10 protein-coding genes are annotated in these 13393 nt (G+C 53.3%); 3 read left to right on the top strand and 7 right to left on the bottom strand.

All coding sequences use genetic code 11. The annotated features are described in order from the left end of the window. Positions 1-48: 48 nt before the first annotated feature. Positions 49-1209, bottom strand: a complete 1161-nt coding sequence (locus BB497_12915) for a C4-dicarboxylate ABC transporter substrate-binding protein (protein ID AVI63537.1) — start codon at positions 1207-1209, stop codon at positions 49-51. 209 nt (positions 1210-1418) lie between these two features. Beyond that, complete coding sequence (locus BB497_12910) at positions 1419-3119, bottom strand: sodium-independent anion transporter (GenBank protein ID AVI63536.1); 1701 nt, start codon at positions 3117-3119, stop codon at positions 1419-1421. Positions 3120-3415: 296 nt separating this feature from the next. Between BB497_12910 and BB497_12905 the strand changes: the two genes are divergently transcribed. Continuing rightward, on the top strand, positions 3416-5074 hold the full coding sequence (locus BB497_12905) for a chemotaxis protein (protein AVI63535.1): 1659 nt from the start codon (positions 3416-3418) through the stop codon (positions 5072-5074). On the opposite strand, the gene BB497_12900 is transcribed toward BB497_12905, so the two are convergent. Next, complete coding sequence (locus BB497_12900; protein ID AVI63534.1) at positions 5045-5953, bottom strand: chloramphenical resistance permease RarD; 909 nt, start codon at positions 5951-5953, stop codon at positions 5045-5047. The genes BB497_12905 and BB497_12900 overlap by 30 nt on opposite strands. 71 nt (positions 5954-6024) lie before the next feature. Here BB497_12900 and BB497_12895 point away from each other — a divergent pair, with 71 nt between their 5' ends. Together BB497_12895 and BB497_12890 are read left to right on the top strand one after the other, a co-directional pair. After that, positions 6025-6840 (top strand): amidohydrolase, encoded by an 816-nt coding sequence (locus tag BB497_12895; protein AVI63533.1) that lies wholly within the window; start codon positions 6025-6027, stop codon positions 6838-6840. Continuing rightward, positions 6840-7544, top strand: coding sequence for a 16S rRNA pseudouridine(516) synthase (locus BB497_12890; protein AVI63532.1), 705 nt, complete (start codon positions 6840-6842; stop codon positions 7542-7544). The genes BB497_12895 and BB497_12890 overlap by 1 nt, the downstream gene beginning before the upstream one ends. Before the next feature lie 158 nt (positions 7545-7702). On the opposite strand, the gene BB497_12885 is transcribed toward BB497_12890, so the two are convergent. From BB497_12885 to BB497_12870, 4 genes are read right to left on the bottom strand one after another with little or no spacing between them, the layout of a single operon-like run. Beyond that, positions 7703-9301, bottom strand: a complete 1599-nt coding sequence (locus BB497_12885) for a microcin ABC transporter ATP-binding protein (GenBank protein AVI63531.1) — start codon at positions 9299-9301, stop codon at positions 7703-7705. Continuing rightward, positions 9294-10367 carry an ABC transporter permease gene (locus BB497_12880; GenBank protein ID AVI63530.1) on the bottom strand — a complete coding sequence of 358 codons (1074 nt, stop codon included), beginning with the start codon at positions 10365-10367 and terminating at the stop codon, positions 9294-9296. The genes BB497_12885 and BB497_12880 overlap by 8 nt, the downstream gene beginning before the upstream one ends. A 2-nt stretch (positions 10368-10369) precedes the next feature. Beyond that, a complete protein-coding gene (locus BB497_12875; GenBank protein AVI63529.1) occupies positions 10370-11443 on the bottom strand; it encodes a microcin ABC transporter permease in 1074 nt (357 codons plus the stop codon). 20 nt (positions 11444-11463) lie between these two features. Next, complete coding sequence (locus BB497_12870) at positions 11464-13368, bottom strand: hypothetical protein (protein ID AVI63528.1); 1905 nt, start codon at positions 13366-13368, stop codon at positions 11464-11466. Between the last annotated feature and the right edge of the window lie 25 nt (positions 13369-13393).

The following is a 13393-nucleotide window of genomic DNA, read 5'->3' as shown; positions in this document are numbered from 1 at the left end:
AGAGGTTCATCCATCAGCAGGGGCGGCAAGCGCCGCCCCCCAAGCCGGTTATTCGAAGATGGGTTCGAAGCCAGCATCGTTCAGCGCAGTGGCGCGTGCTTCCATCCAGTCAGCAGCAAATGCCTCAGCATCACTGGGTGCATCCTGCATAAAGCTTTCCCATGCGCTTAAGAGAACGTTCTGACGCTCAACGAGCTGATCTTGATGCGCCTGCATTTCATCCGTCCACACATCGATCTCTTTGTAGTACTCCACGACTGCATCGTGAAATGGCATCACCCACTGAAGGTCTTGCTCCTCTAAGGCGTAGCCAAGTGCCCCCGGGGCATTGTCTTTATAGTCATCAAAATTTTCCTGCATTGCTTTGATCAGGCCGTAGGCGACGTTGTCATCTAGGTCTTGATTAGCAACCACAATCGGGTAGGGGTAGCTGGCACTTGGAACGGGATTGTCGGCGCTAATGCCACCGGCACCAGCGGTGACTTCATGGGGGCGGAAATAGGGTGCCACTGCCGCCATACGCTCCCAGCCTGCTTCATCTTCTGGGTCGAGCACTGGCCAGCTAATACCTCTGGGGCTGCTGGCAAGCTGCTGAGCAGGCGGTGTGACTGTCGTGGTGAACGAGGCGTCAACATCGCCGGCGATGATGCCGTCAAAAGAGCGGCCATAGCCGGGGTAGTCAACGCGCTCAACGTCGTCCCAGGTTAGCCCACCAAAAGCAAGGTATGCCTCGGTACCTTTGTTGAGTGCATCGTCACCCCGAATATAGGCAACGCGTTTGCCTGCTAAGTCAGCAGGCGTTTCAACGTCTAAGTCACCGGCGACCGCAAGGGATAGGCCAAAGGAAGCGGTGGATGTGGTAATGACGCGTAGCGGCTGAGGCCCCCAGTCGCGGTCGGCAAACATCATTACGCCTTCCGCACCGTAGTAGCTGGCGATCCCACAGGCGCACAAATCCACTCGGCCTTGCTTAAGCGGTGTCATACGAGACACATCGTTGTCGCCGGGCAAAATACGCACGGATGAACCGTATTTGTTTTGTAGCATGTTGCCGATGGCAACCGCTTGGGCATAGCCGCTGGAGTTAGTGCCGTAGGCGGTCCATGCCATGGTGCGTGGCAGGTCAACTTCACTGGCGTGGCTTACTGCAGCGCCTAGCAGTGATAAAGGTAAAGCGGCAATCAGTAATCGGTGAGCGAGTGGGCGCATTTAAATGCTCCTTTATTGTGGTTGTGGTTACATTTAGTTACTTTATGTTTTGCTATGCGGTATTTGGTTTTGCTAAGTGGTCGACTGATAGTAGGTAAGCCCATAGGGATATGTCAACGCTGTTCTAACAAGCGACCCTAAATAGCATGAACTTTGCGCAAAAAAGCCAGGCATTTGCCTGGCTTTTCAAGGTAGTAAGTTCGGAGAAATTAGCTAAATTCTCGCCATGCAGCGTAGGTGCTAAGGAAGACGCGCCCGGTAAGCGCTTCAAGGAAGTCGCTTTTTTTAAGCTGATCCATGACGGGCCCTTTTACTTCGGAGAGGTGGAGCTTTACATCGGAGTCTTTTAATCGTGCATTTATGGCCTCTAGGCTTTCTAGGGCTGAGGCATCAATTAAGTTTACCGCTGAACAAATGAGCACGACATGTTCAAGCTCTGGGCGGCTGGCGACTAGATTATAAACGGTATCTTCTAAATAGCGGGCATTGGCAAAATAGAGGCTTTCATCTATACGTAAAAGCGCCGCAGTGCTGACTGTTTCTACATCATGGCGCTCTATGTTACGAAAATGCTCAGTATTGGGCACCCGACCCACCAGCGCGCTATGGGGGCGACTTGTGCGATATAGGAAGAGGGCAATAGATAGCGTTACACCGCCAATAATTCCCGCCTCAATACCTTCAACTAACGTGAGCAGAATGGTGACCGCCATGGCCGCAAAATCACTGCGTGAATAGCGCCACGTCTGGCGTAGCATGGGGATATCTACCAGCGTCAAAATTGACACGGTGATGGTGGCGGCCAAGGTGGCAATCGGCAGGTAGTAGAGCCAGCCGGTAAACGACAGCGTGACCAGTGCAATGCCCAAGGCGGCAAATGCACCTGCCGCAGGCGTTTGGGCGCCTGCATCATAGTTAATGACGGTGCGTGAAAGGCCGCCCGTTACTGGCATGCCGCTGCTAACGCCAGCGGCTAAGTTGGCAGCTCCTAAGCCGATTAGCTCTTGGTTGGGTGAAATACGCTGGCGCCGTTTAGCGGCAAGCATTTGCCCCATGGATACCGACTCCACAAACCCAACTAAGCTAATCAACAGCGCTGGAATTAACAGCGCCCGCCACAGCGACGAATCCCCCCAGGGAAAACTCAGGGCGGGCAGGCCGCTAGGAATATGGCCTACCACGGCCACGCCCGCATCCGCTAATTGCCAGTGCCAAGCGGCCAGTGTGGTGGCGATGACAGCAAACACAGGACCCGCCTTGGCCGTTAAATCAGCAAGCGAATTGGGTACACCTAGGGCGCAAAGTCCCTGTTTGCCAAAACGACGCAAGGTGACCAGAAACACCAGAGTGCCACCTCCTATCGCAAAGGTGTAAGGGTTAACGTTGGACACGTTAGGCAGCAGGGTCATCAGGCGCTCGACCAAGGTAAAACCGCTGCTAGATATGCCGAGCAAGCTACCCACTTGACTGGCAGCGATAAGAATACCTGAGGCGGTTAAAAAGCCTGAAATCACCGGGTGGCTTAAAAAGTTGCTAAAAAAGCCCATTTTAAGCCCACCCATCACTACCAGCAGTCCCCCGGAGAGCAACGAGAGCACCAGTGCTGCTTGTAGGTACGCATCACTGCCAGGGGTGGCCACAGAGCTGAGCGCGGCGCCGGTCATTAACGCAATAATAGCCACCGGCCCCACGGCTAAGGTTCGGCTGGTCCCTAACAGCGTATAGACCAGCTGCGGTAAAATGCTGGCATACAAACCAACCACGGCAGGCAAGCCTGCGAGCAAGGCATATGCCAGGGACTGCGGTATGACCATCACCGTAACGATTAGCCCCGCCAGGATATCGGCACCAAGCAGACGCCGATGGTAATGAGGAAGCCAGGTCAGAATAGGTAAATAGCGCTTTAACATAAGCTCCTAGGCATGCTCCTACTGTGCTCAACAGCTGCTGGCAGGGAATGTCGTTGAAATATGGCTGATTAGTTTAACGCGTTATACCTTAATAATCGTTTTTTTCGCTGTGGGCATCATCTTTTCTAATCCGTTATCTCCCCCCGAAGTGCTACTTCTTTCATTAGCATTACCCGTTAAGCTGGCTTGGAAATAAGTAATCCCCAAATGGCATCGTTTAGAGGATAGGGGTGGGTTTGCTTTTTTCTCGCATTGCTTCGTTACTCAATAACGTCAATTAAAAAAGAGTGTTTCTTATGCGACTAATTTTTATGCTAGTACCGTTGGGGTTGCTGGGCCTTTCCGTTTGGCTGGCGTCACAGGCAAATATGCTGCCCTACCTCGCGGTCGCCTGCGCTGTATTGGCTGGCGCAGGCTTAATGCTCAGCGCGTTGCAAAGCGTTTATTCTGCCGATCAGAACCGTTTAGCAATGCCAACGCGTAGTTTAAAACCGCTGCGAGACTACGCTTCTTTGCGGGCGATGGCCTATAGGCTTATGAACCGCGCCAGCAGAACCGCCATTGCTTCGGCTGAGGTTTCTCACTACGCCGACTTGATGGATCAACGTCTATCCAAGCAAGAAGTAATGGCCAGGGATGCCTCGTCCAGCATGGGTGCGATTAACGCGGCCATTATGCAGGTCAGCGCCAGTGCTACCCAGGTGGCTTCGCTTGCTGAGAGTGCTCGACAGTCGAGCCACCTGAACCATAGCGAATTGGTTGACATTATTACTGATATGGCGGGTGTCGCCGAGCGCTCCGATCAAGCGCTTGAGATGTTGACGGCGCTTAACGATAAAATTGAACGCGTGCGTAATGTCACCTCCATGATTGAAGGCATTGCTGAACAAACCCACTTGCTGTCACTTAATGCGTCTATTGAGGCAGCGCGGGCAGGTGAGCATGGCAAGGGGTTTGCCGTGGTGGCCGGGGAAGTGCGTAATTTAGCGCTAAAAACATCAACGGCTACCCAAAGCGTCGATGAGCTTGTTAAGGACATGCACCAAAGCGGGCATAGCGTTGTCGCTACCATGGGGTCGTTAATGACTCGTATCCGCGAGCGTTCACAAGGACTGCAGCAAGTAGGTGGCAGCCTGGCGACAATTACCCAGGAGTTTGACGATGTGCAGCGTGAAATTACCAGCGTGGCAGAAGCCATGGCCAGCACCAGAGAGCACAGTCAAACGGTTGCGGACAGCCTGCGCCAGTTAGAAGACGATGTAGATGAAGGCAACAGAAATATGCACGATTTAGCCACCCAAGCCCGTGCATTAATGGATGCCGCAGAGGGTGTTGATGGTGAGCTAGCACAGCAGCGTTTAGAAGGACGGCACCAGCAAGTATTTAGCGCTGCGCGCCGCACCGCCGACCAAATAGGCAAGTTATTTGAAAAAGGGATCGAGAGTGGCCAGCTATCACAGGACGCGTTATTTCAGCCGGAGTATCGCCTCATCCCTGGCACTCAGCCGCCGCTTTACCATACGGGGTTTGACGACTTTACCGATCAACATCTGCACAGCCTGCAAGAGCCGCTGCTTTCCCAAGTTGGCCTGAGCTACGCCATTGCTTGTGACCGTAAAGGCTATGTGCCTACCCACAACGCGGCGGTAAGTCGGAAGCCCACCGGCGATATTGATCACGACTTAAAGTACTGTCGTAGTAAGCGTATTTTCGATGACCCAACGGGCAGCCGCTGTGGGGCCCATGAAAATCCGCTGCTGTTACAAACCTACAAGCGCGACACTGGAGAAATTATGCATGACCTTTCAGTGCCGATTTATGTGAATGGCAAGCATTGGGGCGGTTTCCGTGTTGGCTATTGCCCGGTACATGACGAAGTCACCCACCGTGATACTCCTGTACTGCCCCCCGCTAGCCAACCAACGCTAATTGACCCTCGGTTGACGCGGGCGTGATTGCCAGGAAGACCAGGAGTAGAGTGCAAGGCCTGTCCAGATCATCAAGAAGGTTGCCAGTTGAATAAGGCCAAGCGGTTCACCGAAAACGGTTAATGCAATCAAGAACTGGATGCTCGGGTTGATGTACATTAAAAACCCAAGCGTGGCGAGTCGTAAGCGGCGTGCGGCTCCCGCAAAAGCCATCAGTGGCAGCGCGGTAAGCACTCCGCTAATGACCAGTAGAATCGACATCGGCGCATCATGGATAAAGTGCGACTCCCCTTGCCAGCTAAGCCAAGTGAGCGCCATAAGTGCAAGGGGAAACAGCAGGAGCGTTTCCACAAACAGGCCAGAAAGCCCGTCTAACGGGACCTGCTTACGAAATAGCCCATAGCTACCGAAGCTTAGTGCTAGTAGCAGGCTAATCCAGGGAAGTTCTCCAAGCATTACAAACTGTATGCCAATAGCAAGGCTGGCTAACCCAAGGGCCACCAGTTGCAGGCGCGCCATGACTTCGCGTAGTACCAGCATGCCAAGGGCCACGTTTACCAATGGGGTTAAAAAGTAGCCTAAACTGGCCTGAAGTACCTGCTTACTTTCCACGGCATAAATGTAAATTCCCCAGTTAAACGCAATCAGCAGCGCGCAGGCTAATACACGTCCTAAGCGTTTAGGCTCTACCAGTGCCGCAACCACCGGTGGCCAGCGCCGCAATAGGCTGATCAAGCCCACTAAAAAAAGGCACGACCAGAGGATTCTGTGAATAAGGATTTCAAAGGCAGGAATTCCCTGGAACAGAGCAAAAAATAGTGGAAAGCAGCCCCACATGGTGTAAGCGGTTAAGCCAAACATAACGCCTTTAACCGCCTCGGGATCCCGGGAAGAAGGTGGAAGCATAGCAGCCTCATTAATTTAAAATGCTAATCTAGCACACAATAAGCGAAGACACTGACGAAAGGAGAGGTGGCATGAGTCAGCTGAGAACGAGCCTAGTACAGTGTGATTTACGCTGGGAAAACCCCGAGGCAAATCACACACACCTTGAAAAGTTGCTGGGGGAACTGGACAGTCGTGATACCGACCTTGTTGTGTTGCCCGAAATGTTTGCCACGGGCTTCACTATGAACTCTCGGGAAATGGCCCAGCCAATGGAGGAGAGCCAGAGCGTTTCTTGGCTTCAAAACCAAGCCAAAGCGAGGGGCTGCGTCATGACCGGCAGCGTCGCTATTGTTGACCAGGGCGAGTACTACAATCGAATGGTCTGGGCGACGCCGGAGGGCAGCCTTCGCTATTATGACAAACGCCACCTATTCCGTATGGCAGGTGAGCACGAGCGTTATGATATGGGTAAGCAGCGTCAGCTAGTTGAATTAAAGGGCTTCAAGCTACTACTGAGCGTTTGCTACGACCTACGCTTTCCCGTTTGGATGCGTCAGCAGCCAGCAGACGATGAGCATTTCGAGTATGATGCGCTGCTGTGTGTCGCCAACTGGCCTGCCCCGAGGCGCCAACCCTGGCGTACATTGCTTCAAGCTCGCGCGGTTGAAAACCTTGCCTACGTGGTAGGTGTTAATCGAGTGGGTCAAGATGCTAAAGGACTCGCCTACAGTGGTGATTCCATGCTGGTCGATTTCAAAGGGGAACCGCTGATCGACCAACCCGCAAATGCTCCGTTTATTGAAACGGGGACGCTAGATAAAACGGACCTAGATGCTTTTCGTGAAAAATTTCCTGCTTGGCAAGATGCCGACCGCTTTTCATTACTGCCAGGAGTGGGTCAATAATGCGCCTTGATCGCTTCTTGAGTGAAACAACTCCATTAACCCGCAGCTTAGCCAAGCGGGCGCTGAAAAATGAAGAAGTTACCTTAAATGGTGAACTCATCAAGCAATCAGCGACCCAGATAGATACTGCCCACGATGAAGTAAAACTCAACGGTGAAACGCTGGTATTAGTCGGGCTGCGTTACCTGATGATGCATAAACCGGTGGACGTCGAGTGCACCGCTCGGCGTGGGCTCTATCCACGGGTAATTGACTTGATTGACCTGCCGAAAGTGGAGCGGCTACAGCCGGTAGGGCGGCTAGATGTCGACACCACCGGCCTGTTATTGTTGACTGACGATGGGCAGTGGTCCCACCGGGTGACCTCTCCGCGCCATCGCTGTGCGAAGGTGTATATTGCTGATTTGGCTGAGCCATTTGAGGATGAGTCGGCTCAGTGGGCGGTGAAGCAGGTGGCCGAAGGGATCATGCTAGACGGTGAAGAGACACCCACTCAGCCCGCCACGCTGCGCTTTATTACGCCACAACAAGCCGAACTGACGATAACCGAAGGGCGCTATCACCAAGTAAAACGAATGTTTGCTGCCTTAGGTAATCACGTGACCACGCTGCACCGACGTTCGATTGGCGACGTGGTACTGCCGGATGACTTAGCGCCGGGTGAATGGCGAGAGCTTACGCCCGAAGAGATTGCTAGTTTCTAGCCTTATATGGACGAAAGTTTTCCGGCGCCCCATTGGCATGGCTTTGCAGTGGGGCGTTTTAATAGCAATGAGCATTTTTATACCGTTATCTTGTACTGGTCTATAGGGGCTGTTCATCTGTTAGCAAGTAGTGCCAAAAACTGAGCGTTAAGCAGACGCTAGCTTAGATGGGCGGCTTCTATAAGCGCTTTGGTATAAGCGTGCTTAGGGGTAGCAAGTACTTCAAGGCAGTTCCCTTGTTCAACCACGACACCATCCTTGAGCACCATGATCCGGTGTGCCATGGCGCGAACCACGGCGAGGTCGTGACTGATAAACAGGTAGCTTAGCTGGCGGCGTGCCTGAAGTTCGCGAAGTAGCGTCACTAGCTGCTTCTGCACGGTACGGTCTAGCGCTGAGGTTGGCTCATCCAATACCAGCAACTCTGGTTCTAAAATGATGGCGCGCGCCACGGCAATGCGCTGTCGCTGTCCGCCGGAAAACTCGTGAGGGTACCGCGCAGCACAGCTTTCCGGTAGGCCCACTTCGCGTAGCGTTCGGTGCACCCGCTCGGTGACTTCTGTGGTCGACAGAGTAGGGTAATGAAACCGCACACCTTCGCTAACAATATCAAACACGGACATGCGCGGGGAAAGTGCGCCGTAAGGGTCTTGAAACACCATTTGTAAGCGATGACGCTGGCGCCTTAGCGCATCGCCGGAGAGTTGGCTTAGCGTGGCATCGCCCAATGAGACGTCACCTTGGCTAGTCACTAAACGCATGATCGCCGAGGCAAGGGTGGTCTTGCCAGAGCCAGATTCCCCGACAATGCCCAGGGTTTCACCAGGGGCAATAGTTAAATTTGTCGCTTTTAGGGCTTCAAAAGCGGGTGGCTGGCGCTGAAAAAGCCCCGTTTTAGGCCGCTTAAAACTAACGCTAAGCTGGTGCGTGGTTAATAGCGGTGTGGTATCGGTCGGGGCTGCTGGCCGGCCTTCGGGCTCCGCGGCAATCAGCGCTTTTGTGTAGTCGCTTTGCGGATTGTTAAATACCTCGGTAACGCTACCGGCTTCCTGCAGCTTACCTTGATACATGACGCAAACCCTGTCCGCGTGGCGGCGTACGAGATTCAAATCGTGGCTGATAAACAACACACCCATGCCATGTTGGTCACGCAGTTCTTTGAGCAGGGCTAGAATTTCCTGCTGTACGGTGACGTCGAGGGCGGTAGTGGGTTCATCGGCTATTAACAGTGTTGGATTGTTGGCAATTGCCATGGCAATCATCACCCGCTGGCGCTGGCCACCGGAAAGTTGATGAGGCCATGCATCAAGCAACTCTTCCGAGCGGGGTAGTTTGACCTGCTCTAATAGCGATTTGGCGCGCATGCGAGCTGCTTGGCCGCTAAGCCCTTGGTGAAGCCGCAAGGTTTCACCGATCTGCTTTCCAATGCGGTGTAAGGGGTTAAGCGAGGTCATGGGCTCTTGAAAAATAAAGCCAACCCGGTTTCCCCGCACCCCGTTCCAATCCCTGCCAGTTAGTTGATTTAAGTCGATGTCCTCTAGCCACCGCTCACCATGAACAGTGGCGTTGCTGGGTAGTAAATTAATGGCACCCAATGCAGAAACCGACTTGCCTGAGCCCGATTCACCCACAATGGCCAGCGTTTCACCCGCGTTCACAGTGAGCGAAAGGGAGTCGACAACCACGTTGCCATCGAAGGAAACCGAAAACTCGTTTAAGCGTAGTAGCGGCTTAGCGGTGTTTACCTGATTAGGCATGCTGGGTTTCCTGGGCGGATGATGGGTGCTGCTTCACATGGCGTGGGTCGAAGGCATCCCTTAGGCCTTCGCCAATGAATACCAGCAACGAGAGCATAAAGGCTAACGTCATAAAGGCAGTAATACCTAGCCAAGGGGCGTGTAGGTTGTTTTTGCCTTGTGCCGCCAGTTCCCCGAGGGAAGGAGCCCCAGGGGGCAGGCCGAACCCCAAAAAGTCGAGAGCGGTGAGTGTCCCGATAGCGCCAGTGAATAAGAAGGGAATAAAGGTAAGGGTAGCCACCATCGCGTTAGGTAGCACATGCCGCCACATAATTAGCCGAGAGGGCAGGCCCATCGCCTTTGCGGCGCGCACGTATTCCAGATTTCGGGCGCGCAAAAACTCAGCGCGTACGATATCCACCAGCCCCAGCCACGAAAACATCAGCATAATGCCCAGTAGCCACCAAAAACCGGGCTGCACAAAGCTTGCAAGAATAATCAGTAAAAAAAGCACCGGCAGCCCCGACCATATTTCTGTCATGCGTTGCCCAATTAAATCCACCTTGCCGCCGAAGTAACCCTGAATGCCCCCTACCAGCACACCCAGAACCAGTGAGCCTGCGGTGAGCACTAAGGCAAAGACCACCGATAACCGAAACCCGTAAATGACACGTGCTAACACATCGCGCCCCTGGTCGTCGGTGCCCAGCCAGTGGCGGCCATCGGGCGGTGCAGGGGAGGGTTGGGTCATCTGCATGTCTAGCGTTTGGTAGGAGAACGGGATAAGGGGCCACAAAGCCCAGCCGTTTTCGTTAATTTGCTGCTGAATGAAGGGGTCTAGGTAGTCGGTTCGTGTGGGTAAAAAACCGCCGAACTCTGTTTCTGGATAGGCGACGAGCAGCGGTATATACCATTGGCCGTCGTACTGCATCACGATAGGTTTGTCGTTGGCAATGAGTTCTGCGAACAGGCTGAGAATAAACAGCACGCCAAATAACCATAGCGAAACGCGTGCGCGTCGGTTGGCTTTGAAAGCCGCTAAACGGCGCAAGGTGATAGGCGATAGCCGAGAGGAGATAAAGCCCATCTTTACGACTCCCTTGAGGCAAAGTCGATGCGCGGGTCGACCCACACATAGGTTAAATCGGATATTAGCTTCAGTATCAGGCCGATGACGGTATACAGAAACAGCGTGCCAAAGATAACGGGGTAGTCCCGTTGCATAACGGCCTCAAAGCCCAACAAGCCCAGCCCATCCAGCGAGAAAATAACCTCAATGAGCAGTGCGCCGGTAAAGAAAATACCGATCATGGCGGCCGGCAGACCAGCAATAATAATCAGCATCGCGTTACGGAATACGTGGCCGTAAAGAATACGATGCTCATCAGCGCCTTTGGCGCGGGCAGTGAGTACATACTGCTTGTGAATTTCGTCCAAGAAGCTGTTTTTGGTTAGCATGGTTAATGTCGCGAAGCTACCAATGGCGGCAGCCGTAACGGGAAGCGTGATGTGCCAGAAATAGTCTTTTACTTTGCCCCAGGGTGATAGGTCGGCAAAATCGGGCGAGGTTAAGCCACGCAGCGGGAACCAGTCCAGGTAGGTGCCCCCTGCGAACAGCACAATCAGCAAAATAGCGAATAAAAACCCCGGGATAGCGTACCCCACTACCACAAGCCCTGAGGTCCACACGTCAAAGCGCGAACCATGCCGAAGGGCTTTACGAATACCAAGAGGGATCGAAATTAAGTAAACCAGTAACGTCGTCCAAAGCCCTAGTGAGATGGACACCGGCAGGCGCTCAATCATTAGCTCGATCACCGGTCGGTCGCGAAAGAAGCTAGTGCCGAAGTCGAAGGTAAGGTAGTCCACCATCATGCCGATGAAACGTTCATGGGCGGGCTTATCAAAGCCAAACTGCTGCTCCAGCTGCTCTATAAAACGTGGATCGATACCCCGCGCACCACGGGAATCATCGCTTACTTGGACATCGGCACCGCCCATGTCCAAGCGTGTGCTGGCCATGGCATCAGCACCCTCAAAGCGTGCCAGCATCTGGTCGATGGGGCCGCCGGGGGCTGCTTGGACAATCATAAAGTTGAGCAACATGATGCCGAATAGGGTCGGTATCATCAGTAGCAAACGACGCAGGGTATAGCGTGCCACGGAGTACTCCTTAAACAGGTTCAGCGGCGTCGGTGACGGCGCTGCAGTTCTGCCTCGCGGTCGGTATCCACCCACCAGGCATCTAAATCCATGGCATATTCAGGGAAGGGCTCTGGATAACCAAATTTATCCCACACGGCAATACGGGTTTCCCCCGAGTGGTAATGGGGGATCACGTAAAATCCCCAGCGAAGTACTCGGTCAAGGGCGTGGGCAACGGTGTCGAGTGATTCACGATCCTCTGCGCGGATGAGCTGTTCAACCAGTGCATCAACGGCAGGGTGCGCTAATGCCATACGGTTACGGCTCTGGGGTGCTTCTGCGGCGGCACTTGTCCAGTAATCGCGCTGTTCGTTACCAGGGTTGTTTGACTGTGGAAAGTGGCTGATCACCATGTCGTAATCGTAGCTGCGTTGACGATTAAGGAATTGGTTAATATCCACTATACGCAGCGATGTTTGAACACCTAGGCGTGCCATATTGCGAAGCATGGGTTGTACCACCCGCTCCAAACCAGAATCATAAAGCAGCACTTCTAAGCTTAACGGGCGACCGGTGTCATTATTAACGAGCACGCCATCAACGACGTCATATCCCGCTTCACGTAACAAGTCCAAGGCTAGCCTCAAACGCTCACGTAGCTCAGTGGGGTGGGCAACAGGCAGTGGTTCGGTAAACAGTCTTTCAGACTGGTGAGAGGCGAGTAGCTCATCTCGAAATGGCGCTAACAATGCCAGCTCTTCCTCTGAGGGTGGCCCGACAGCCTCCATTTCAGAGTTTTGGAAGAAGCTTTCAGTGCGCTGGTAAGTGTCGTAAAAAATATTGGTATTGAGCCACGGAAAATCGAAGGTCAGGCTCAACGCTTCACGCACGCGTGGATCTTGGAATTTCTCTTTACGCAGGTTGAACACAAACGCCTGCATCATCGAAGGATTTACATCGGGCACGGTAATGCGTTTCACCAATCCATCGCGATAAGCAGGGAAATCATAGCCGATGGCCCAGGTGGCCGCCCGAGCATCAACGCGAAAATCTGTCAAACCTGCTTTAAAAGCTTCCCAAGCAATATCACGGTCTCGGTAGTACTCATACACAATTTGGTCAATGTTGTAGCGGCCGACATTAACTGGTAGGTCTTTACCCCAGTAGTTTTCGTCTCGTTGAAATACGATGCGTCGACCAGGGTCTACGTTACTAATACGGTAAGGGCCAGAGCCGGGGTGGGCAGCAAGGGTAGGTGCGGTGAAATCCCGCGGCTCCCAGTAGTGACGGGGAAAGATGGGGAGTTGCGCCACAATTAACGGCAGTTCACGTGATTCAGTATCGTTAAACTCAAAGCGCACCTGGTGCTCGCTTTGGGCGATGACGCGCTCTACCCCCGCGTAATAACTAGCATAAAAAGGGTTACCTTCATCGCGTAATAGGTTGAACGAGAAGACCACGTCATAGGCGGTAACCGGCTCGCCATCTTGAAAACGTGCCTCAGAACGAAGGTCAAACTCAATCCACTCTCGGTTAGGGTCTAAGCGAACGCCTTTTGCCAATAACCCATACAGGCTAAAGGGTTCGCCAGGGTTGCTGGCCATCAACGTATCGTAGATGTTTGAAATGCCCGTGGCAGGGGTGCCGCGGATAATAAAGGGGTTGGTCGAGTCAAAGCTGCCGCCTACGGCGGTATGGGTGATAGTGCCGCCTTTGGGCGCCGACGGATTGACGTGAGGAAAGTAGGCGAAGTCCACTGGCAGTTCGGGGCTGTCGTAAAGAGACAGCCCGTGCTTGGTTTCAATAGGGGTAGAGACGTACTCATTTACCACAAGTGGCGGTGTGCCGGTATTCGCCTCACGTTCCGAGGCAATGAGTGGCATGCTGAGCATAAAGCAGCTGGCTAGCATCATTGCTTTGGCAAACAACACACTGCGTGACATGAGTAACATCCTTTGTGAACACAGC

The organism is Halomonas sp. GFAJ-1 (genome assembly GCA_002966495.1).
Taxonomy (GTDB): domain Bacteria; phylum Pseudomonadota; class Gammaproteobacteria; order Pseudomonadales; family Halomonadaceae; genus Vreelandella.
This window is presented reverse-complemented; position numbering and strand designations above follow the sequence as displayed.